The organism is Mucilaginibacter sp. OK268 (assembly GCF_900103125.1).
Lineage (GTDB): Bacteria > Bacteroidota > Bacteroidia > Sphingobacteriales > Sphingobacteriaceae > Mucilaginibacter.
Map to the genome: position 1 here is coordinate 978808 of NZ_FNJV01000003.1, position 23980 is coordinate 1002787.

Consider the following 23980-nt stretch of genomic DNA (forward strand, 5'->3'; position numbering starts at 1 on the left):
AATACCGGCAGGTAACGATCACAGAGAAAGAGGATCCCTTGATGCCCGGATCAACAGCAACAACAAAAACGACGGGAAAAAGCAGTTTGCATTTGATAAGCAGCAAAGCCGGGGCTGGTGGTTGGGTCGGGTTGCATTTTCTGGAGCTTTTAAAACTGTTTTACGTTGTATTTTTTTATCTCTCCGGCAAATGTATATAATTGCTTTTATAATTACTACTAATTCTATAGAATTTATGTACAAAATATGCATTTTTATGAATTTCGTAGCGTTTCTGGCTTAAAATGGTAGAAAACTAAAGTTAGAGGCGTTTAAAATCGATGAAAATTGAGTATTTGTAAATAAGAATGATACTTTACAGAGTCGAAATGCATGGCGTATACCCGGCAAAGCAACTCTGTATAGCATAGAGATTGCTTCGTTCCTCGCAATGACGTGGTTTTTGACTACGGTATCAACCCCACAACCGTATTAATGATCAAATTAAAAACATCGCTTTTAAATTGGTCAACGGCAACTTCTGCCAGGCCGGCTTGTTTCAGGGCTATCATTTTTATCTCATCGGCTTGCCCCAGCACCAGGTCGCTGAAGTCATCCTTGCTGATATCACCCTTGGCCAACTGTTTAGTCCAGGTTTTCAGGTCGTCTTTTAATTCATTCAGAATAGCCTGCCCGTCGGCTGTTGCCTGGGTGACGAATTCCTTTAAAGTGTTTCCGGCCAGGTCCGCTATACCCTGTTTGAGCGTAGCCAATACGTTTTTAAAATTTATTGCCATGATTCAATTATTGGGTTACCTGTGCGGGTTTTATTTTTTTACTTTCCAGTTCGGCTATCTGATCGAAAGAGTTGCTGATCTGTTTCTTTTTATCTACGATATAAGCCGCGTTACATTTACCATCTTTTTTCCATTTTACCAGGAAACCGCCAAATAAATGGCCTTCCGGATTGTTTAAGAGCGTCCACATTTGTGTGGTGATCTCATTATGTGGGCGGTGTTTATCGTATTCGATGGCTTTATCGATGTTAAGCTGTAACGCTTTTACTTCGCTTTCATGACTTGCGTAATTTTCGGTAGCTTTATCCATCAAATCAAGGGCATCTACTTTCAAAGAAGTAACCTGTGCGTATGCGGTTTGATCGAAGGTTGATATGGTTGGGCTGCAACCCAAAAGCAGGCAAAGCGGAAGTAATAGCGCGAGGTAAAGGCGTGTGATCTTCATAGGTAATGTTTAAGTAAAAGTAAAAAGAGTTTTCGATATAATTAATAAAAACCATGAGTATTTCGCCCGATTCTGCAGCTGTATTTGGTTATCACCGCTATATGATAGCACTGCACGGCAACCGGGGACCCGAGGCTTTGGGCTGGCGCGATACCGAAAGCCAGATCATCCGTTTTGATGCCCTGGCTCATATGGCCGATCTGAACGGTCATTCCCTGCTGGATGCAGGTTGCGGACATGGGGATCTTCGCTCCTATCTGCACCGCTTATATCCCGACATTATTTATTATGGGATGGAACAGATCCCCGAGCTGATTGACGAGGCAACACGCCGTTACCAGGATTGGGAGGCAACTGTATTTATCCGCGGTGATTTTATGATCAATGCTATGCCTGTTGCCGATTATGTAATGGCCAGCGGATCGCTTAATTATTATAATGCCGACCCCGATTTTATATTTAAGGCCATTACCCGTTTATATGAGCATTGCAGAAAAGGTCTTGCTTTTAACCTGCTAAGCCACATCATTCCCAACGGACTGTTAGCAGCCTACAATCCCGATGTGATCATGGAGCATTGCCGCCAGCTATGCCCACAGGTAGTTTTAAAAAATGATTACAGTAATGAGGATTTCACGGTTTTTATGTACCGGTAGATTGTCACCTTTCCAGTCGATAATTTTCGGTATATTTGTATATACACCAGCCCGGTTTTTCTGATCAAAAGGAAAACCGGGCTGTTTTGTTAAAGGAAAAAAGGGAACAAAAGCAGACCATTTTTTATCAATTTGCCTGACTATCAATAATTTAAAACTTTTTAAAGCTTTCAAAACCCATCAAAAATTTGTTAAAAAGTGTTAAAATGGCGTTAAAACTTTGTTAAAATGGCCAAAAGTGATGCGTTTCTACCCTATTTTTGACTAAAAAAGTGTTAAAATTTAAGGTTTAAAAAGTTTTTGGACCTTCACTTCATCCTCAAATATGTTCTGTAATTTTTATTCGATCATTAAACATGTTAATATTACATTTGACGTTGTTGGATAAAACCAACAACCTATAATCTTAAAAAAATGAAACAAGGATTGCTTATTGATATGGACGGTGTGATATATAGCGGCGAAGAGCTGATATATGGCGCCGATAAATTTATTAACCACCTGCTTACCAAAGGGATCCCCTTTGCGTTTATGACCAACAACAGCCAGAGAACCAGCCTGGAAGTGGTACGTAAACTGAAAAGGTTGGGCATAACCGTTGAAGCTAAACACATCTATACCAGCGCAATGGCTACCGGCAAATTCCTGGGTGATCAAAGCCCTAATGGTACAGCCTACGTACTGGGCGAAGGTGGCTTGCTCACCAGCCTGCACGAAAACGGTATTACCCTGGTTGATACCGACCCGGAGTTTGTGGTTTTAGGCGAAGGCCGCAACTTTACCCTGGAAATGGTTCAGCGCGCGGTAGATATGATATTGGCCGGTGCCAAATTCATCACCACCAACCGTGATCCTTCGCCAAAAAAACCGGGATGGAACAACCTGGGCATAGCTGCTACTACCGCCATGATAGAGGAAGCCACTGGCCGTAAGGCATTTGTAACCGGCAAACCAAGCCCGGTAATGATGCGGTCGGCCCGCAAGTTCCTGGGTCTGGAAACAGCCGAAACTACCGTAGTTGGCGATACCATGGAAACTGACATACAGGGCGGCGTACAAATGGGCTACAAGACCATTCTGGTACTATCCGGGATATCTTCTAAAGACCAGCTGAGTCACTACGCCTTTAAACCCGACCTTATAGTGGGTTCGGTTGACAAGATCGAGTTCCCACTGAAGTGGTGGTAATAAAAAAAGCCCCGGCAAACAGGATTTACCGGGGCTAACACAAATGAAGAGATTTACTACTTGAGCTTAGTAGCTTTATCGCCCTCAATATCTGTAATTACCGAACTGTTGGATAATGGTAAACTGGTTGTGCTTCTGCCAACTGTCCAGCGACCTATCACCGGGTTATATTCACCGCCCAGCTCATCAAAACTGCCTGATGGAGGAAGCGTACAAGCCCCGGTATTGGTTCCTTGCCTGTTAAATGGCTGATCGGCCTGGGTTACAGGGTTCTTTACGTCGTAGAAATCATTGTTGGTAATACGGTAACCCACATTGGTATTAGCATCATATAGGTTGCCACCCGTACCGTAAAATATAACATCAACAGGTTTGCTGGCTGCAGTAATATTGGTACCAGCAAATACGGCTATACCTGCTGCATTGCCACTATTGGCCAGCAAATTGCCTGTTTTTGTACCAAAAGCCGATGATGGATCGGTATTAAAGTTAGGGCTGTTGGCGGTTGAATAGTTGAACGCCCCTATCCAGTTTGATGAGCTCATACTGGTTGATGCTGAACCATCTATTTTTTGACCCGTTCCACCAACATAAAAATAGGTACCTTTTGTAACCGTACCAGATTTGAGTTCAATTTTGTAAGTCCGCAGATCGCCTGTTGCCCAGCCATTAACCGGGTAACCAGAAGGCGTTGATGCACCCGCATTATTGGTGGTAATCACTGTGAAATTCTCAACTGAAAAATCAATGTCGCGTGTAGCCAGCAGTTGTATGTATTCATAATTGGCATCAGTACCAGCCGGATCGGTCAGGAAACCACTGATCACCATAGGTGCGATATCGGTTACCAAGATAAACGCGTCATCAACATTGCGCATACGTAGTTGGGGTATCACCGTGTTACTACTATCAGCACCAAATGCTATAGCTGTAAAGTTAGCGCTCAATGGTAAATTTTTACCTGCAAATGTGGCTGCGGCTTCGGTATGTATGGTAATTCTGCCATATCCGTCGCTTATCACTTTGTCGCCGGCATATGTATCTGTTGATGTTGGCAAGGGATCAAAACCAGCTTTAGAAACAGTAACCAGGGTACTTTCATAATTATCCTGATTGGCCCTTAACGTATTGGTTGCCACTTTTTGACTGGTTAAGGCATTGTTTGAAGAAATTTTGGTGACCGCACCAGCCGAGATCCCGGTTATCTGCAAGGTACCGTTAACACGCTTTAAAATTCCTCCGGTCACGTCGATCACCACCGAGTCGCCGGGGGCATAACTGGCGGCTGAAGCGCCCAATGGTATAGATATGCCTCTTAGTTTTGCGCGACGGCTATTTTGAACAACTAATAAACCGGCTGGCATATTACCGCCAGCCGGATCTGAAATTACAATACCTACCACCTGGTGAGCACCAAACATGTTTTTGGTATCGAGGGTAACATCGGCACCTTTATATATGGTTCTGATGTCTGCTACAGCTATAACAGAGGCTAGTATGCCGCCTGGGTAGTTATTCGCCTTGGTACAGCCCTGCATGATCATGGCTGAAAAAAGCAACAATAAATTATAAAATAATATCTTTTTCATTTTCAATGAATATCGTGATAAATCAATCAGTTAAAACAATTATGGCTTTTGCCACCAAACCTGGGTATTCAGCAAGTCGGGCCCCTGTGAGGCTACCGCTGCCTTATAATTTGTTGGATTGGCCGATTGTACATAAACCGGATAAACAATACGTGCAGGCATTACACCGCCATTTAGCAAACCCGCCCCCTTTGGCAATATCGGGTGACCGGTGCGGCGATACTCAAACCATTGCTCAAAATCGGTCCAGAACAGGGTATAATACTTTTGAACATGTATCATCTCCATTTTATCGTCAAGCGGCAATGAATCGTCCCAGGTTATATCCGCAGTTGTTTCATAGGTGGCTACCGGTGTAGTAAAATTAGGTTGCCAAAAAGTGATGGCGTTGATAACCCCGTTATCATAATAGGTTTTTGCTGGTGTCGAGATCCAGCCTTTTGCAGCGGCTTCGGCCAGGATAAATTGCAACTCGGCATAATTCATGATATTGCCCATTAAAGGCTCGTTCATGAGTGTTTTGGTGGATGTTGTTGAATAGAAATAAGACTTCTTAATGGGCGCGTTACCGGGGGCATAGCCACTGGGTACACCAACATATCCGCCGCCATAAGTAGCTATTGCCCAACTGTTACCGAACAAACGGGGATCGGCCCATTTGGTTAAATTATCTATGAAGAATGAGCACAATGATGGCGCAGTAAAATCCTGCGCCCTTACACCGGCAATAAACGGCGAAGTTAAATAACCAGAACCCGTCCATTTTATAACTGCCGACTCAGCGTTACTTGCCATGATTGGATAGGTACTAGGGTTGTTATCAACGACGTCCTTAATTTTCGCGATGCAATCAGCAGAAACCTCTGCTTTACCTGATATACGTAGTAATAACCTCAGGTATAATGAGTTGCCAAATTTGCGCCATAGTGTAGTGTTCCCATTGAAAACAGGATCGCTTGAAGCAGCTACATTGACCGCACCGGTCAGCAATGTATTTGCATCTTCCAACTGTTTAAATATGCCCTGGTATATGTCTTTTTGTTTATCAAAAGCAGGCTGAAAATTCAGGTCCTTACCCTGGTTTGATTGTGAATATGGCACATCTCCGTAAGTATCGGTCAACATGGAGTAGATCCAGGCCTGGCAGATGAGCGATATCCCCTGGTAGCCTTTATTTAAGGTAACCGGTTGGCCGGCTATATCATATATCGATTTAAAATTGGTTAACTGCAGGTACCAGTTGTTCCAGGTATAATCGCCCCAGGTGTTTTTAATATCATACCTGAAAACCTGGCCTTCCGAATCGCTTTGGTTCACAGTTACCTGCATCAGCTCATTATTATACTTTCGGCTTTGTAGCATATTAGCAGTTAAAACGTTAACCAAAGCTGGTGCCAGTAATTGCTTGGGCGTAGTTGTTGGGGAAGTATTTGGGTCGGTATTGATAGATTCAAAATCCTTTTTGCAGGATGGCTGCACTATCGCGAAAAGCATCACCGCACAAATAACTTTATAAATATTTTTTTTCATTGTTCAGCTAATTAAAGTGAGATAACAAGGTTAACACCCATTGTTCTGGTTGATGGGAACTGGCCAATTTCAAAGCCCTGCGTAATATCAGAGCCGCTAAGTGTACCAAACTCCGGATCAAAGCCGGGCCATTTTGTCCAGATGAACAGATCACGGCCGTACACACCAATAGTGGCCCGCTGTATCCCTAATCTTGAAAAAAGCCGGGCAGGTAAAGTATAATCGAACCGGGCTTCCCGGAGTTTGATAAAATTGGTGCTATACGTGGCTCCTTCAGCGTTATTAGCCCCAAAATTGGATTGGTAATACTGGTCAATATCAGAAGCTACCACGTCATTTTTACGATAGGTTCCGTCCGCATTTTGTACCACACCGTTTCCGATGATGCCGTTATATCTGCCCGGGAGTGTATTGGTTGTTTTTCCCTGTTCGGCTAGTTTGTATGAGGTAAGGGAGTATGCAACCGCACCATACTGGGCATCAAACAAAATACTAAAGTGGAATTGTTTATACCTGAAATCATTACTCAGCCCTATTTTCCATTTAGGCGAAGTATTACCCAGGTATACCAGATCGGGCGAAATAAGGGCGAAACCAGTTTTAGGATCAAAAACCACCTGGCCATCGGGAGCACGTTGGTATCCCCGGCCGTACAGATCACCCATACTGCCCCCTACTTTAGCTACTATCTGTCCGCCACCAGTTGGACCGTTTTGCAATACAACTGAGCTATCTGAAAGTTCTTTTATCTTATTGCGGTTAGCCGAGAAAATAAGATTGGTTGCCCAAACAAAGCCGCCTTTAGGGTTCGATATTGGCGTTCCGTTCACGGCTACTTCGATACCCTTATTGGCAACTTTCCCTATATTGATAACCGCCCTGCTATAGCCTGATGAAGCATCGACAACACGGTTTAGTATTTGATTTTTGGTAACTCCTGAATACAAGGCCAGATCAAAACCCAATCTATTCTTGAAGAACTGGACATTTGAACCCACTTCATAGGTATTGGTACGCAGTGGTTCAAGATTTACATCCGGCAGCGTGGTTGGATTCTGTGCCCCACCTGCATAAGTACTGCCTGCAGAGTTGTAGGAATATGAGGTTCTGTAAGGCACGGTACTACCGCTACCAACACTTGATGCCGATACCCTGACTTTAGCAAAGCTGATAGTCTCTGGCAGCTTAAAGGCATCAGACAAAATAAAGCTGGCACTTGCCGAAGGATAAAAGAATCCAACCTTATCTGTTCTTTGCGGGGTAGCCAAAACACTGTTCCAGTCCTGCCTGCCGGTAAGATCCAGATAAAGGAAGTTTTTGTAACTGGCAGATAATAAACCATAAAAGCTATTGATAGCATATTTACTGCTGTAGGGCAAGGTGATAAGCGTGCCGGCAGAGTTGGCCATAGTATATATACCGGCAATGTTAAGTGAGTCGGCCCTTACTTCATCTACCCGGTAAGTATTTCTTAACATACTGCCACCAGCGGTACCGGTTAAGGTAATGTCTTTATTTACGGCTTTGTTGTATCGTAACAGGAAATCGCCGCTTACTTCCTGCGAAAAGATGTTTTGGGTGCGATATGAGCCTTTAGGATATTTGGTTCCGGCGTCATATGGGCGTTCCTGGGCGCGTTGTTCATAGCCCATATCCAAAGATGTTCTGACCTGCAAGCTCAAAGCTTTGGTGATATTATAAGTGGCCTGAACGTTACCGGTTACCGCATTACGGTTTGATTTGTTGATGAATTCATATGCCACCGCGTATGGGTTTTCGGGATAAGAGCTAAACGGATATTCGATAGCCAGATCCTTCTGTCCAAGCTTCCAGTAATTTTTCAGCCAGTTCAAGTCGGCGCTGGGCTGCCAGAAAATAAACCAATACATCAGCGACTGGTTACCATAACCCGCTCCAGGTAAATTATCGCTGAACTTATTCTGATAATTTACTTTTGAACTGATGGTCAGCTTGTCATTGATCTTGGAGTTTACAGACAAGGCCACTGAATTACGACCATAGCCGGTATTTGGAACAATCCAATTGTTCTTAACATTGGTAGCCGAAAAACGGGCCGTGGTTTTATCCGATCCTCCATCAATGCTTACCGAATTGGTAAAGGTTTGGCCGGTGTCAAAAAACTGGTGTATTTTATCGGTATAAGGCACCCAGGGGGTTCGTACAGTAGATTGCTTTTGAGTTAGCGGATCAAATTGGTAAAACATCTGGCCATCAAACCGTGGACCATAGGCAGAACTTGTGCCGCTGGTGCTTGCGCCATCGGGGCCGGCTCCATATGAGTAATAAGAGGCACCTGCCAAACCCTGACCGTATTCAAACTGAAGATCGGGCCAGCGATTTACTTTTTCGATAGAAGCATTGGAGTTAACGGTAATGCCTAAGCCATGTTTTTTGGCGCTGCCTGATTTAGTAGTGATAATAACCGCCCCGTTTGCACCACGCTGACCGTATAAAGCTGCGGCACCCGGTCCCTTCAGTACCGATACACTTTCGATATCCTCGGGGTTAATATCATTGATACTACTGCCATAATCGGCAGGCATATTGTCGCTTCCAGTACCATAAACCGTTTCTCCGGATATACCCGTACGCCGTCCACTGCCGTTATTGATCACCACGCCGTCCACTACAATGAGTGCTTCGTTATCACCGGTAAGGTTATTTTCGCCACGTAATATGATCTTGTTTGATCCGGTAGGACCTGAATTTGACCTGACAAGGTTTAAACCAGCTACTTTACCAGAAAGTGCATCGCTCCAGTTACTGGAAATCGCATCGGTAAGTTGTTTTCCTTGTACAACCGTTGCTGCATAACCAAGTGCCTTTTCGTCACGTTTAATACCCAACGCAGTAACAACCACTTCGTTCAATGTAGCATTTGATTTATCCATAGTAATAGTAATGCCGGCTGTGGCTTTATTAAAAACCTGGCTTTGGGTGGCGAAACCTACAGTGGAGAAATTTAATGAGCCGCCGCTTGTTACCAGTACAGAAAATTGACCATCATTATTGGTAAAGGTGAGCAGTTTCTTGTTTTCATCGCTTACACTGACACCTGCAAGCGGCAATTTATCTTCGACTGATATTACGGTACCACTTACAATAACCACATCCAGCTTTTTGATCACCAGGTTACCGTCGATATTTTTGATGCCGATACCCGCTTGCTGCTGCAATACTTGCGCGAGCCTGTCAAAAGGTAAATTTTCATCAGGCAATGTGACCATGCTGCTCATACTTACATTGGCATCAAAAGAAACTTTATAGCCATATTTAGCTTTGAACGTATTTACAATGGCTTGTACGCTGATGCGCTTTTTTTCAAAGCTGTATTGCCCCGAAGTGTTTACCTGCGCATGTGCCGTTACCACAAAAAGTAACAGAAGTAAAATCGAGCATAGCTTTTTCCGGACAAAGAATAAGAGTTTGAGTTGTTTCATGCTTAATCAGAATATGATGATAGTGTGAGGGTTTTTATATCGATAATTGAGGCCGGTAGCATAATTTAAGCCCGGTAAAAGATTATTAATGCCGTTATCTTTCATTTCGCCGCTAAAACGTGCACGTTTACGGGCCGATGGTTGTACTTCAATTTTTATATTATACCAGCGCTGTAATTTCTCGGCTACCTCATCGGCATTGTTATTATTAAAAAACAGCGTTTGATTTTGGAGGGATGAAGCCTCATGTGTATTTACTTTCGTAACGATCACTTGCTGGTTACTTATTTGATAAGTAAGCTGCTGGCCGGCCTTTAAATAATTGGTTTTATGATTGGCAGTTATACCTACCAGGCCTGTAGCTACCTTAACCTCGATATTTGATTTGGGGCGCGAATAAACATTAAAAGATGTACCCAATACGGTTACAGCCAAATGGTTCAGTGTACGAATGATGAAAGGTTTTCGGGGATCGTGCTTAACATCAAAAAAAGCTTCGCCGGTTAACTGGATTTCGCGTTTATCGGTATCAAATGTGTTTGCATAGCTGATCTTCGAATCGGGGGCCATAAACACCTGCGTACCATCGGGCAAAGTAAGTCGGCCGCCTACGTTTTGCGCGCTTTGTAGTGTTTGTAAATTATTACCTGCCTGCTTGGCCTTTTGTACATAAAACCAGCCTAAAAAACAGAACAATAATAAACTGGCCGCAATGCCCAAGTACCAATATGGCGGGCTGGCTTTCTTATTGCCTGGCTTTGATAGCTCAAAAATCATGTCGAGCAGGTGTAGCCATTGTTCGTCAATATCGCTTTGCTTTAAAGGTTGCTCCAGTTGCTGTTTTCTGCGTTCCAGATAAGCAAGCAGGTAGCGATGTTCGGTTTGCTCATCGGCCCAGTCAATAACTGCCTGGGCTTCGCCGGGCCGGCATTCACCATTTACATAATTCAGTATTTTTTCCCAGTTCACGCTGTTTAATTTTATTTAAAGAGCGTTACAGGTGTGGTTTCCACCTAAAGAAATAATTACGAGTTTGTTAACTTTTTGTTAAATACCCCAAAACATCAAAAAGCCGGATAATAGCCCGACTCCTTTGCGTTTTAATATCTGTATGGCTACACGATCATATCGACAGGTAGTGAAATTATTAGAGCAGGTGGCTATTTACGGTAAGTATCATGTTAACTAACATCAGCCCACCGGCAATAGTAGCTTTATCAAAATTACCATTATGAATAGCGTGCCCAAGCTGCTCAATAGCCTCACGCATGTGGTATTCTACCTTTCGTTCGGTGATATCCAATACCTGGGCTATTTCGGCATTTTTAAGACCAAGAAGTCGCAGTTCGATCATTTCTTTGCGATGAGATGGCAGCTTATTGATCAGTTCCTCAACAATTTTTATAGATTGTTTCGCTACAAATTTCTCAAACGGGTTGTAGGTATTCTCGGGGATGTTAAAAGCATCATCGGGCAATTGTGAGGTTTGATAGCGCGATGACAAGGCCTTTAAAGTACCATTTTTTGCCGAACGGAATAAATATGGTTTCAGTTCATTAATTTGCAACTTATCCTTTTGCTGCCATAAATTGAGAAACAGGTCAGAAAGGATATCCTTTGCCAGATCTTCATCATTGATCATGGCTTTTACATAACTGAACAAAGGATTGTAATTTTCCCTAAATATGCGTTCAAATCCATCCAATGTATGTAATAGGGGCATATTTACTGTTTCCATCATCGGATTGCAAATTAAGCCCAGGCATGTTTATATAACAAAACATCCATGTTAAATTTATATTAACAACACCTATTCAAACTGAAAAGACCCGTAGCCTATGATAACATAAACTACAGGTCTTTTTATTTTTGCTAATGTAAACCCACAAAATGATGGTTTACACAATTTATAGCAAATTTTATTTAATTAACTTATTATCAATTATTTAAACCAATATTAACCCTAAATTGTGTAAACCATGTAAACCCACTTTGTAACAAAATGACCCGGTTAAATTATATTCTAAAATTCAAAGAAAAATATGGATACCACCCTTCATTAGAGTGCCCGGCAAGTAGCTGCACAATAGTTAAGCCGGCAGGCGAAAAGTATAACCCTCCACCAACACCCTGGTGCCAGGTAGTTGAATGTTCATCTTTTATCCATACTCTGCCTGCATCATAAAATCCGGTTAAGCCCAGCTCGCCCGGTAGTATATAACTGGCTATCTTGGCTACCTTTACCCTGCCCTGAAGATTGTTAAACACCATTTGCTGACCAGCAAACCGGTTTTGAAGGAAACCAAGCAAATTTCCCTGCCCACCCAGGAACAGAGATTGATAAAATGCAGGATCACCCACAGTTATGCCGCCACCAACACGATCAGACAGTACTATGGTTCCAGTTGAATTTAATTTCTGATAATAAGTAAACTCCGGCTTGATCTGCACAAATGATTTGGAATAGCTGTTAAGCCCGGTATAACCCTGAACCAATACATTGAAATAAAACCCACCAGATGGCAGTATGCTATTGTTGCGGCGATTGCTGATATAATTTAAAATCAAACCGACATGCGCCTTGTCTTTATTTAAAGTAGCGCTATCATAAGAGTTGATATGTGTTGCCTGACTGATAAACTTTCCTACATTATCGTCAAGGTTCATGTGGTAGAATTGTAATGACGGGCCTACACTGAAAGAACTTCCTTTGCCTGTATTCCAGCGTATGGCAGGATCAAACTGGTAGGTGTTAAAACGGGCACGATAAAACCGGCGGTATCCCGGAAATTTGTCGAGCTTGGTTTCATTACCACGCCCAAAAAAGTTCATCGTGTTATCCGGTGCCTGAATATAAGCCTGCATTGTAAAATCGGCCTTACCTATAGCCCGGATCCATTCTCCATTATATTTGATCCTAAACGCATCGGTAGCAAACGAATGGGTGATCATTACCTGCTGTATGGTGGAATAAGGTAATTTCCTGAACCCATCTACACCTTTATATTTAAAACCCAATCCTAATAAGAAGCCATCATCAGCATTAATAGCTGCTGTTGCCAACGGCATCCAAACATTGTAAAGGTTAGTTGGCACAAACCGGCTGTTTAGCGTATCTGTGGACAAATGCTTACTTACCTGATTAACATTACCTGTAAAACTTGTATTATCCTTTGGCCCGTAAACCTTCACATTACTGTTAGCCTGTTTTATATCGAAAGTTTTATCATCAACACTATCAATAATGCGTAGTTTAATGGGTGACGAAGCCTTATTGATCAAAATATGATCATTACCTGCGGCGGTGTACAACCTTAGTTCTTTGGTTATATTTGGCTGATAGGTCATGTCCCATATCTTATTTTTAGCCTCTCCTTTTTTGTTAAGACTTTCTACCGTTACACGCATGCCATTGTCGGACGCGTCACTAACCGTGATCTGCTCATCCTTATCAGTGGTGTGCAAATCGACAATCCTGTTTATAAAACGATAATACTCGGCCATGGCTGCCGGTATATTATCCCTTCGTTTTTTTAGTATTGATAATAGTTCTTTATGCCGAAAATCGTAGGTTTCCTTTGGTAACCGTTTTAACCCCGCTTCTAAAACCTCGTCAGTTTCGGCCTTAACAAATTCATTGGCTATCCGCATCCAATCATCATAACCTATCTGCGCATCCGGGAACTGTTTCATGAACCTAGTTTTAAACAAAGAATACTTTACCCCGGAGAGATCACCCTTAAAATTTCCTAATAAAGGATCGATCCAGGGAAGCGCGGCTATAGATGGAAACAAGCCCTGGTTAACATGGAATACCTGGTCGCGGTCACGAGGTACAGCTACATAATGTCTTGCTTTATCATCTTTGGTTACTGCCCAGCGCCATTGGTCTTCGTGCCTGTCCCAATCACCTATTAACAAGTCAAGCATACGTGCCCGTAAAAACGCCTCACCATCAAGCCGGTTATCATAGTTTTTAGTTAGCTCACGCTGCATCTTAAAGGTATTGTCAGATTCACCTATGGGTTCGCGTTCTTCCAGTAAGCATACCATATTGGTGAATATTTTGCTATACTCGCCCAGGGCCGGATCATCAGCAACCACACCAATAACCGGGTTAGCATGAGGTACTTTTGCAGCTACAGCCAATGGAGGAACGATAAGGGCTGAATACGGGTGTTGGGCGCTAAATTCGTCAGCCACCCAATCAACAGCAAACGTACCTTGTAAACCCTCCGGTAATAGCTTATCAGGTACTTTTTCAACACTCCTTAATACCCACTCCCTGCCTGTTTTATCTTCCAGTCGCAAAGATTTTGACTGCATGCCACCACCCTGCTTTAAGGTTGTTAAGCCTCCGTTTACCTGCGATAACCTGATCACTGGTAATTTAACAGACATGGCCCACTCTTTACGAAAATTGGTTCCAAATAGCCAGCGATGTACACCGGTAACATCATCATAAGAAGGGTGAATTTTAACGATTGTGCTATCCGGAAACTTTTGCCAGGCAGATGGAGCAATTTCCTGAGCCTGCAAGGGTATTACAAACGCTAAACAAACAAACAGAGAAGGTATCTTTTTTATCATAGGTTAATTTTTGTACTGAATATACTTAGCTAAAAGTTAAATTAATGAATATAAATTACTTAATAGCTGATAAAACAATCTACTTATATGGGTAAACGTATTAAGCGAAGCATCTATGAATAATATCTACGACGAATTTAGCTTAAATTAAACTTAATTAAAAATTACAAACAGCAAAAGCGTAGTCACCTTATAAATGATCGAGCTGATAAAATATACTATTGATCTGTAGTTTTTATAGCTGTATAAAACAAAACCCTGTAAATCAAATGATTTACAGGGTTCAAGAATCAACCTTTCTACTTGAGAAAGATTACTCTGTTTTTTTGATATACTGTTTGTTGCCACTTGGAGATAAAGTATACTTACCTCCTCTTGGGCCTAAATAAATAGTTCTGCCTTTATCGTCTTTGCCGATGGCTTTATCTTCAGATTTATTTGCAGCTTCGGTAACAGTTCTAGTTGCTTTTGCTTTTTTAGCACTAACCGCAGTGGTGGCATCATCTTTAGCATCTTTTGCTTTGGCAGTAGCTTTTTCTGCTTTATCATCAGCTTTTACTTTTGCGTCTTTTGCTGCTGCTACTTTATCATCAGCTTTTGACTTAACATCTTTTGCTTTTGCAGTGGCTTTATCAGCTTTATCCTCAGCTTTTGCTTTGGTATCTTTTGCTGCTGCTACTTTATCATCAGCTTTTGACTTGGCGTCTTTTGCTTTGGCTGCTGCTTTTTCGGCTTTTGCATCGGCCTTAGCTTTTGCTTTTGCAGCAGCTTTATCGGCTTTGTCGTCGGCTGTTGCTTTTGCTTTGTCGGCTGCTTTTTCGGTTTTGTCAGCAGCTTTCTTTTTAGCTTTTTTTACAGCAGCGTCAGTTGTCTGTGCAAACGTATTGGCACTTACTAATAATACTGAGAATAATAATACAAATAATTTTTTCATGTTAAAATAATTTTAGTTGTAACGAACTAATTGAAATTTGGTTTACAAGTTTAACAGTTTTGACTAGATACTATATCAATAGGTTTAAAACAGCCATTCAATTTGTTTTCCATGATATTAAAATATTTCTTAATTGATGAACAAACTCTCCGAACAGATGATTTAATTGTTTTGTTGCATTCGATGCTTCCTTTGTCAGGTTTGTCGAAATGGTTGTGTTTGTGTTGATACCTCTTGAGTGAGTTCTTCCATACTAATAGATTTTAGGTTCAGTAATGATTATCTAAATTTAAAAAAAATAAATAAAGAATTAATCGATTCTTCTTATTATTTCAAAAACTAAATCCTGTGCAAGGTCGTAAAGAAATCATCATGTAAGCTCAAAATTAATATACTTCTAATGATTCAATGATATCTGTTTTCTTGGCAGACTAGTTCATTTTTTATTAAATACAAGCTTTATGATTTATTTCATTTATCCAAAAAAATGTATATTCGTGTAAATCAAAAATCTACAACCATGGGAAAATTTGCAACTAAAACAGGTAAAGACGGACAACATTATTTTAATCTTTTAGCTACTAATGGTCAGGTTATTCTGTCAAGCGAAGGGTATACAACAACTGCCGCTATGCATAATGGTATCGAGTCGGTTAAAAAGAATGCGCCCGATGATAAGCATTTTGAAAGAGCAGACTCCAAAAATGGAAAATTCTACTTTAATCTGAAAGCCTCTAACGGTCAGGTGATCGGCAAGAGCCAAATGTATGAAAGTGTAGCCAGCCGCGACAACGGCATTGAATCTGTTAAAAAGAATGCACCTGATGCTCCAACAGTAGAAGAGTAATTTACTTTTTAATTTAAATAGCAAAAGTGCCCTGGGTTTTGTTCCGGGGCATTTTTCATTTAAGCCTCTTCTATAAACTCACTCGGGGTTTTGCCGTACTGCTTTTTAAATTCCTTACTAAAATACTTACGATCGCTGAACCCGACCATATAAGCTATCTCATTGATGGTATATCGTTTACTTTGTAAAAGTATGGTCGCATTATTCATTTTGATAGACTTAATAAATTCATTGACCGACATTCCTGTAAGTGCACTCAGTTTTTTATACAATATCGGCTGACTCATAGCCACCGCCTTTGCTAATTCGGGCACACCAAATTCTAAATTATCAATATCCGCCTCTATGATCCTGATCACTTTACTGAGAAACTCGTTATCAATAGAATCAACCAGCTTTTTAACCTTCTGATCGTTGTTTGCATGCTGAACAGCAATAGCTCCTTCACTTTCGGGAACAGGTTTAAGCTGCCGGTTGAAACTTTGGCGTATCCTTTCGCTGGCTGTTAAAAGATTGTTTACCTGCAATAATAAAATCTCGATACTGAATGGCTTCGACAAATAAACATCTGCTCCCATTTTCAATCCTTCGGCATGGCTTGAATCAGAGGCCCTGGCAGTTAAAAGAATAACCGGGATGTGATTTGTCCTTTCATCTGCCTTTAGCTTATTACACAAAGTAAAGCCATCCATTTCGGGCATCATCACATCACTAATGATGATATCCGGAATATGTTCTTCAGCTAATTCCCATCCTTTTAATCCGTTATCACCCGTGATCACCTCGTAATGATCCTGTAAAAAACCGCTTATAAATGCTCGTACATCGGGGTTATCCTCCACCAACAAAACGAGGTATTTTTTACTTTCAGCAAGTTTGCTACCGATCACGGGACTAATTATAGTCATATCGGAGCTTACCACAGGCTTCGCTAATACAGAAGGATCCTCCACCCGTTGCCTGATCAGGTCTTCGGGGCTAAAATGATCTGCCCCCTTGCGCAAGTTAACCGCAAACGCAGTATTGTTGCCTTCTGGTGATAATTTACTCTCTACAGTAATAGAACCCTGATGTAATTCTACTATGCTTTTAGCCAGGGCTAAGCCGATACCATAACCTGTATTTTGCTTTCCGTGGTCATTCTCCTGGAAATAGTTTTCGAATAAATTATCCAGATTTTCGGGTGCTATCCCTTTACCATTATCGGCTACAGTAATGGTAATTTCATCCTTCTTTTCTTCTATAAAAATACCAATATGCCCTCCGTAATTGGTAAACTTAAAAGCGTTATAAATTAAATTATAAAACACCTTTTCTAACTGTTCTTTATCAAAATACCCCCTGATATCATCCGACGAAGAAATCAGGTCTGTAGTGATGTTACCCGATAGGGAATTATCATAAAACGAGGCCAGTATTTCCTTCAGGATGTTTACTATATTATATTCTGCCACATGAAGTTTTAGGTTGCCACTTTCGGCTTTGCGAAAATCCATCAGTTCGTTAACCAGTTGAAGCAGACTATCCGAATTCTTCTTTACGATCTGCAATTGTTTGGTGTTTTCGGCATCTTCCTTTCCGAACAATACTAATTTTTCCAAAGGCCCCAATATTAGAGAAAGGTGTGTACGGATCTCATGCGAAATGTTGGTAAAGAAATTCAACTTTAACTGGGTAAGCTCTTTATCTCTGCGTAACAGCGACCGGAGAATAAAAAAGCGGGCTATCAAAAACACTAAGCTGCCTATAAACAATATATATAAACACCAGGCCCATATGGTTTCCCAAAATGGTGGCAGCACCTGTATATGCAAAACCGCGGCCCGCCCCCACACGCCATCATTATTAGCCCCTTTTGCTAAAAACGTATACCCCCCTGGCGAAAGATTGGTATACGGGGCCGACGGGATATCGGTATGTACCCAATCTTTATCAAAGCCTTGTAATTTATAGGCGTATTTGTCCTTTTCAGACTTGATATAGTTTAACACCGCAAAATCTACAGTAAACACATTTTGCGCATGTGTAAAGGTTATTTTGGGGGTTAAGCTGATATCTTTTTTTAATAAGCCATCGGGCTGATTGATCCCGACGGGCTGGTTAAACAGTTTTAGAGCGGTGATGATAACAGGTGGCGCGATATTATTATCCTCAATTTTGGATGGAAAAAAACTGCTTAAGCCATTGTATCCTCCGAAAAGCATTTCACCGTCAAAGGTTTTAAAGCAGGAATTAATATTAAATGTATTCCCCCCTAAGCCATCGCTTTTGTTATAATTTTTGAAGGTTTGTGAAGCGACATTAAATTTGGATAAACCATTGCCTGTACCCATCCAAAGGTTATGATTTTCGTCCTCCAAAATACTCTGTACGTTATTGTTAGCCAACCCTTCTTTTTCTGAATATGTGATAAACCTCTGTTGGCCGCTATTGTACCTGGCCAGTCCCCCATAATATGATCCAACCCAGATATGGCCCTGCACATCCTGATAGATACAATTGATATCGTTGGATTTTAAGCCATCCTGGGTAGTCAACAATTTTAAACCACCATGTATATGATCTAATAAGTACAATCCATTAGTTGTCGCTATCCATATATTCCTTGCTTTATCTTCCAGTAATGTTTTGACAGATCGTTTGCCAATTTTAGTAATGACCGGATTGTCGGCCGCCTGTAGTACCGTATTATTTCGCCTAAAAACAAGCAAACCGTTTTGAGTTCCAACCCAGAAATTACTCCGCGAATCTTCCAAAATACCCAACACTTCAGAACCTAATGTTACCGGGTCGTTTTCCTTATAAAGATATCGCTTGAAATTACGGGTGACCGGATTAAACAGATTTAAGCCGCCGCCATGCGTCCCTGTCCAAACGTTACCGCTCTTGTCAATATATATTACCTTAACCAGGTCTGATCCAAGCGATGTGGGGTCACTCACTTTATTTTGATAAGTGGTTACCACATCGGCCTTGCGATCAAAATAATTCAGGCCTCCCCCTTCGGTACCTATCCATAGGTTATGTTTATTATCTTCCCATACTGCGCTCACTACATTGTTATTGATATTGGAGTGATAGCGTGTTGTTTGAAAGGTCAAAAACGTGGTATTGTTACTGGATACCATATTGATACCTCCCCAATAAGTACCTATCCATACCGTATTGGTGTTATCCATGAACACACTGTAGATGGAATTCTGACTCAGGCTACTCTTATCCTCCGGATCATGTTTATAGGATGAAAATTGTTTTGTTGCAGGATCAAGAATACTTAAGCCACCCTGTGTACCGATCCATATTTTACCGGAGCTGGCTGTTTGCAGTATCCGTATGTTATTATTCACAGGGCCATTTACACCATTATTGCTCAAAAACCGGATACAGGTGTTGGTGCTTTTATCATAAAGGTTGACACCCCCATGCACCGTACCGATCCATAAGTTATGCTTCAGATCTTCGGTAATGGTGGTCACATAATTATCGCTCAGGCTATTGGGGTTATATTCCTTATGCCTGAACATTTGATATGTATACCCGCTACCCTTCTTTTGCATTTTGGTAAGCCCTGCCGACGAACCTAGCCAATAAATACCCTCATGATCCTGGTATATGGTATGCACATTGGTTCCGTACAGGCCGGCTACAGAATCAGGAACAGCCACCGAACTGAAATTGCCTGGTTTCCCGGCCGGCAGCATATGCAAGCCGTTTGATGACCATACCCAGACGTTTTTTTGCCGGTCCTGATAAACCGAACTGATAATTTGATTACCCTTAGCTGGTGAAGGTGTACCTAACAGAATCCTGTCAAAACTATCCGTTTCGGGGTTATACTTGTTTAGTCCATTGCGGGTACCAATCCAGAGCGTCTTGTGTGAGTCAAGCAGCAGACCAGTAATATAATCTGATGAAAGGCTTGATTTATCCGCAGGATCATTTTTGTAGATCTTAAAACTGCGGGTATTATACTTATTGAGCCCGTGTTGGGTACCATACCACATAAACCCCCGGCCATCCTGAATTATGGCCAGTACCGAATTTTGTGACAAGCCATTATCCACCGTCAAATTCTCAAACGCGATACGCTGACTATAGGCAGCCGAGTAACAGCCTATGGAAAACAGGAATATGGTTATAGTAAATTTCATTTGATTGACCGGTCAAATAAAACTAACAAAATTCCTGTTACATTAATAGTTTTTATTATCAGGACGATTTTCTTTAAGTACTGGCCGCCGTTAATTTTTTTGTAAATGACTTAGATCATCGATGTGCCTATCAGCTGTTCAAAAACTTTTTAAACCTTAAATTTTAACACTTTTTTAGTCAAAACAGCTTGAAAAAGCTTGATTTTTATCCATTTTAACAAAGTTTTAACGCCATTTTAACACTTTTTAACAAATTTTTGATGGGTTTTGAAAGGTTTAAAAAGTATTAATTTATTGAAAATCAAATAATTAAGTAAAAATCGGTCTGTTTTTGTGCCCTTTTCTCTTTTAACAAAACGGCCCGGTTTCCTTTTTTAAAGGGAACCGGGCCGTTGTATATACAAATATACCGAAATTTTCAGGCATATAAAAGCCCTGAGTTATCAGAATGTGTTTAATGGAATAGCTACGAGATTGCTTCGTCGTTCCTCCTCGCAATGACATTGGGGGGATTTAGTTGCTTTCTGCCCAACATCTCCATTAATTGCCCTTTGTTAGCCCGTTTTTATCTTCCAGTATCCATTCACAGGAGTCCTGTAAAACTTTTCCGTCGGCATTGGCGCTTATTTCAATTTTGTTTTTTCCTTTGCGTAAAGCGACATTCTCCCAGCGGATGATATGCAACTCGTCCGGATCGCTGGTGGAGATGGTGATTCCGTTAACGATTAATTTTACATGCGCAATGGTGCTGTATACTTTTATAACTGTTGTTTGCTGCGTACGTACCTCATTCCTGCGGTCGGTGATGTATAGCATTGGTTCCGGGTTCCAGTTGGCTTTGTAAAAGTAAAAGGCGTCTTTTTTAACTTTCCGGTCATAAGTAACCAAGCCTTTGTCGTTGATGCCGGAGGTATCCCCTTCCGTACGGATGGACGAGCCGAAATCGGCCAGGGCCCAAACAAACTTGCCCCAGATAAAGGGTCTTTTGCTCAGTTCCAGCCAGTTCATTTCGTGGTAACTGGTTTGCCATTCTTCCGGGTGGAATTTTCCGTCGGCATCCGGTTTAACGTTATTTTCGGTATGCTTAAACGGACTGCCGCCTGCACCATATTCACTTACAGCAAATGGTTTTTGCGGATAATTATGATGCGTTTTATCGGCCCAGCTACCTATCTGTTTAAATTCACCTGCGTACCAGCCATAATATTTGTTCCAGGCAATAAGATCGGATACCTGGTTAAAGCGGTCGCTATCCAAAAAGGTGGCGCAGGTAGTTGGCCGGCTTGGGTCTTCTTTTTTAGCCAGGGTATTCAATTCTTTTATAAAAGGCACCGGGTCATCATGATCCAGTTTCAACTCGTTGAATAATCCCCAGAAACAAACCGACGGGTGGTTATAATTCTGGCGGATCATCTCGGTCAATACCTGCCGGGCTTGCTGTTCCAGTTCCGGGTTCTTCAAATATCCGGCACCGGTATAACCACCGGGACCAACAAATGGGATCTCGGACCATACCACCATGCCGTTCCTGTCGCACAAGTCGTAAAAATATTTACCATGCGGGTAATGTGTTAGGCGAAGCGCGGTAGCGCCAATCTCTTTGATCAGCTGCATATCCCGGTCATAATCTGCGGTATCCAATGCCGAGCCCTTGCCTTCCACATCCTCATGAAAACCCACGCCGTGCAGATCAAGATATTTACCATTCAAAATAAAACCCTTGTCAGCATCTACATGGTAGTATCTTAAACCCAAAGGCTGTACCACCTGATCGATCACTTGCCCTCCTTTGAGTAAACTCACCTGTACCGTGTATAAATAAGGATCAACCTTTCCGTTCCACAAATGTGGCTTTTGGAGGCTGACGGTTTGCGTAGCATCCCGGTTATTGCTTACGATGTTTGTGGCCGAAGCAACAACATGTTGTTGGGCATCAATAACGTCCGACCTGATCTTTAAACCAATTGCAGCTGCAACCGAAAGTTTGGTTAAAATATTCACCGTGGCCGACTGCTCAGATACCGAGTTGGGCGTAAGATAAACACCTGGCGAGGCATGATCTAAAGGCGAAATGCAGTTCTTTGCCGTAACCAATAAGGAAACGGGCCGGTGAATCCCGCCATACACGTTAAAATCGCCGCACAGTGGCAATACGTCGGTCCGGGCTGCATTACTCACCTGCACCTCTACCTGGTTGGCTTCGCCGGGCTTCACAAAATCAGTGATCTCTACACAAAAGGCTGTATAGCCCCCTTTATGTTCAGCAACAAAATGCTTGTTCACTAACACGGTTGCCACAGAGTTGGCACCTTCGAAATATAAAAACAGGCGTTTGTTTTTCCAGGTGGGATCAAGCGTAAGGCTTTTTTCATAAATGCCGCTTTCCCTCTGGTAATTGCCATTGCCCGATAATACGTCTTTCGCGTTCCAGGTGTGTGGTAAGGTTACATTGATGGTTTCCGGTTGTTTGCGTACATCATAAGCCAAGTGGAATTTCCAACCAGTGTTGAAGCTGATGGTTTCGCGGGTTCGACTCACCCCGCCTGCGCTTCGCTGGTTTACCCTCTCTCCGGCTACGCCGCATAGAGGGTAAACCTCACCCCGGCCCTCTCCAAAGGAGAGAGGGTAAAAAAAGCGATGATGTAAAGTCCTCTCCTTTGGAGAGGATTTAGGTGAGGCTCCTGCATTACCCGTACCAACAAACACCAGAAAAAAGAGATAAAAATATCCCGATAGTAATTTATTCATAAAAAGATAGAAAGAGAGGATTAGAAGTAAGAGTCAAGAATCAAGAGTTGGGATCAGCTTACCTATTTAAGCTAGAGAATAAAGATCAACCTGGGTGTTTTTCTTGATTCTTGACTCTCAATTCTTGATTCTCTTTTTTTATTGATAAACCCGTACATAATCAACGTAATACTTTAAGGGTAGCAAATTGTCGCTGAACGGACCTGCCCATGATCCCTGGTGACCTAAAGCCAGGTTCAGCAACAAATAAAACCGTTTCTGAAATATATTACCTTGCTTTTGCTGTGCTTTTTTGATGTCAAAAACCATATATTTAAGGTTGTCATAATAAAACTCCAGCCGGTCGGGGTACCATTCCAGGGCGTAAATATGGAAACCATCGGCAGGTACGCCTACCACCGGACTTTCACCCTGGTGTTGGTATTTATCCAACGAATCGGCATAATGCACGGTACCGTAAACTTTTGATGGATCGCGGCCCAGGTATTCCATAATGTCGATCTCGCCGCAGTCGGGCCACTTGGTTTGGCCATGGTTAGCACCCAGCATCCAGATGGCGGGCCATGAACCTGCCCCACCAGGCACTTTGGCACGAACCTCTACCCTGCCGTACTGCCAATCGGCTTTGCCCTGGGTGATCAAACTTGCAGAGGTATAATGCGCGAACTGATCTTTTTCGAACCAGTTTTCCGAGCCGGCTTTGTATTTAGCGTTGGGATATTCCTCCTTACGCGTTTCTATTACCAGCATACCATCCTCAACCCGGCAATTTTCCAAACGGCTGGTGGTATAGTACTGAGGCTCATTATTACGCACGAAACCATTTTCATAGGCCCACTTATTTTTGTCGGGCAAACCTTTATAATTGAACTCCTCGGCCCAAACCAGTTTTTTGTATCCCTGGGCGTAAATGATATGCCCGGATAAGATGATGATAGTTAATAAAAACAGTTTTTTCATATGATGTGTATTACAAGATACATTAAAACAAGTACAATGCACCTGCCCGGATGAACCGGACAGGATACATTATACACCACTTAAACCAGCATAAAACCACTTAGA

At 42.0% G+C, this 23980-nt stretch carries 15 protein-coding genes; 3 read left to right on the top strand and 12 right to left on the bottom strand.

Translation table 11 applies throughout. The annotated features are described in order from the left end of the window. Positions 1-446: 446 nt before the first annotated feature. Positions 447-776 (bottom strand): hypothetical protein, encoded by a 330-nt coding sequence (locus BLR84_RS14480; protein ID WP_090469076.1) that lies wholly within the window; start codon positions 774-776, stop codon positions 447-449. Positions 777-783: 7 nt separating this feature from the next. After that, positions 784-1221: a hypothetical protein gene (locus BLR84_RS14485; protein WP_090469079.1), complete on the bottom strand. Its 438-nt coding sequence runs from the start codon at positions 1219-1221 to the stop codon at positions 784-786. Positions 1222-1274: 53 nt separating this feature from the next. On the opposite strand from BLR84_RS14485, the gene BLR84_RS14490 reads away from it, so the two are divergent. Continuing rightward, positions 1275-1877 (top strand): class I SAM-dependent methyltransferase, encoded by a 603-nt coding sequence (locus tag BLR84_RS14490; protein WP_090469082.1) that lies wholly within the window; start codon positions 1275-1277, stop codon positions 1875-1877. A 414-nt stretch (positions 1878-2291) separates the two neighbouring features. Further along, positions 2292-3065, top strand: coding sequence for an HAD-IIA family hydrolase (locus tag BLR84_RS14500; RefSeq protein WP_090469088.1), 774 nt, complete (start codon positions 2292-2294; stop codon positions 3063-3065). 56 nt (positions 3066-3121) lie between these two features. Here the strand turns inward: BLR84_RS14500 and BLR84_RS14505 are convergent, their stop codons facing one another. The 7 genes from BLR84_RS14505 to BLR84_RS14535 form a co-directional block, all read right to left on the bottom strand. Further along, the gene (locus BLR84_RS14505) at positions 3122-4654 is read right to left on the bottom strand and encodes a DUF5689 domain-containing protein (RefSeq protein WP_090469091.1); all 1533 of its coding nucleotides are present in this window, start codon (positions 4652-4654) and stop codon (positions 3122-3124) included. 39 nt (positions 4655-4693) lie between these two features. Further along, positions 4694-6184, bottom strand: a complete 1491-nt coding sequence (locus BLR84_RS14510; RefSeq protein ID WP_090469094.1) for a SusD/RagB family nutrient-binding outer membrane lipoprotein — start codon at positions 6182-6184, stop codon at positions 4694-4696. A gap of 11 nt (positions 6185-6195) precedes the next feature. Then, positions 6196-9645, bottom strand: coding sequence for a SusC/RagA family TonB-linked outer membrane protein (locus BLR84_RS14515; RefSeq protein ID WP_255366946.1), 3450 nt, complete (start codon positions 9643-9645; stop codon positions 6196-6198). Between the two features lie 6 nt (positions 9646-9651). After that, positions 9652-10614, bottom strand: a complete 963-nt coding sequence (locus BLR84_RS14520; protein ID WP_090469097.1) for a FecR family protein — start codon at positions 10612-10614, stop codon at positions 9652-9654. Positions 10615-10792: 178 nt separating this feature from the next. Further along, a complete protein-coding gene (locus tag BLR84_RS14525) occupies positions 10793-11386 on the bottom strand; it encodes an RNA polymerase sigma factor (RefSeq protein ID WP_090469099.1) in 594 nt (197 codons plus the stop codon). A gap of 275 nt (positions 11387-11661) precedes the next feature. Then, positions 11662-14235 (bottom strand): BamA/TamA family outer membrane protein, encoded by a 2574-nt coding sequence (locus tag BLR84_RS14530; protein WP_090469102.1) that lies wholly within the window; start codon positions 14233-14235, stop codon positions 11662-11664. A gap of 313 nt (positions 14236-14548) precedes the next feature. After that, the gene (locus BLR84_RS14535) at positions 14549-15169 is read right to left on the bottom strand and encodes a hypothetical protein (protein ID WP_090469105.1); all 621 of its coding nucleotides are present in this window, start codon (positions 15167-15169) and stop codon (positions 14549-14551) included. Positions 15170-15689: 520 nt separating this feature from the next. Between BLR84_RS14535 and BLR84_RS14540 the strand changes: the two genes are divergently transcribed. Beyond that, the gene (locus tag BLR84_RS14540; RefSeq protein WP_090469374.1) at positions 15690-16016 is read left to right on the top strand and encodes a YegP family protein; all 327 of its coding nucleotides are present in this window, start codon (positions 15690-15692) and stop codon (positions 16014-16016) included. Between the two features lie 59 nt (positions 16017-16075). On the opposite strand, the gene BLR84_RS14545 is transcribed toward BLR84_RS14540, so the two are convergent. The 3 genes from BLR84_RS14545 to BLR84_RS14555 form a co-directional block, all read right to left on the bottom strand. Further along, a complete protein-coding gene (locus BLR84_RS14545) occupies positions 16076-20167 on the bottom strand; it encodes a hybrid sensor histidine kinase/response regulator transcription factor (RefSeq protein ID WP_090469108.1) in 4092 nt (1363 codons plus the stop codon). A 540-nt stretch (positions 20168-20707) separates the two neighbouring features. Then, complete coding sequence (locus BLR84_RS14550) at positions 20708-22915, bottom strand: glycoside hydrolase family 2 protein (RefSeq protein ID WP_090469112.1); 2208 nt, start codon at positions 22913-22915, stop codon at positions 20708-20710. 138 nt (positions 22916-23053) lie between these two features. After that, entirely contained in the window at positions 23054-23875 is an 822-nt protein-coding gene (locus BLR84_RS14555; protein ID WP_090469116.1) for a glycoside hydrolase family 16 protein, read from the bottom strand. Positions 23876-23980 lie beyond the last annotated feature (105 nt).

Bases quoted from the DNA above. Each gene is read 5' to 3' on its own strand.
- BLR84_RS14540 (WP_090469374.1), top strand. From the start codon at position 15,690: ATGGGAAAATTTGCAACTAAAACAGGTAAAGACGGACAACATTATTTT.
- BLR84_RS14530 (WP_090469102.1), bottom strand. From the start codon at position 14,235: ATGATAAAAAAGATACCTTCTCTGTTTGTTTGTTTAGCGTTTGTAATA.
- BLR84_RS14515 (WP_255366946.1), bottom strand. From the start codon at position 9,645: ATGAAACAACTCAAACTCTTATTCTTTGTCCGGAAAAAGCTATGCTCG.
- BLR84_RS14490 (WP_090469082.1), top strand. From the start codon at position 1,275: ATGAGTATTTCGCCCGATTCTGCAGCTGTATTTGGTTATCACCGCTAT.
- BLR84_RS14525 (WP_090469099.1), bottom strand. From the start codon at position 11,386: ATGATGGAAACAGTAAATATGCCCCTATTACATACATTGGATGGATTT.
- BLR84_RS14550 (WP_090469112.1), bottom strand. From the start codon at position 22,915: ATGAATAAATTACTATCGGGATATTTTTATCTCTTTTTTCTGGTGTTT.
- BLR84_RS14555 (WP_090469116.1), bottom strand. From the start codon at position 23,875: ATGAAAAAACTGTTTTTATTAACTATCATCATCTTATCCGGGCATATC.
- BLR84_RS14500 (WP_090469088.1), top strand. From the start codon at position 2,292: ATGAAACAAGGATTGCTTATTGATATGGACGGTGTGATATATAGCGGC.
- BLR84_RS14480 (WP_090469076.1), bottom strand. From the start codon at position 776: ATGGCAATAAATTTTAAAAACGTATTGGCTACGCTCAAACAGGGTATA.
- BLR84_RS14485 (WP_090469079.1), bottom strand. From the start codon at position 1,221: ATGAAGATCACACGCCTTTACCTCGCGCTATTACTTCCGCTTTGCCTG.
- BLR84_RS14545 (WP_090469108.1), bottom strand. From the start codon at position 20,167: ATGAAATTTACTATAACCATATTCCTGTTTTCCATAGGCTGTTACTCG.
- BLR84_RS14510 (WP_090469094.1), bottom strand. From the start codon at position 6,184: ATGAAAAAAAATATTTATAAAGTTATTTGTGCGGTGATGCTTTTCGCG.
- BLR84_RS14505 (WP_090469091.1), bottom strand. From the start codon at position 4,654: ATGAAAAAGATATTATTTTATAATTTATTGTTGCTTTTTTCAGCCATG.
- BLR84_RS14535 (WP_090469105.1), bottom strand. From the start codon at position 15,169: ATGAAAAAATTATTTGTATTATTATTCTCAGTATTATTAGTAAGTGCC.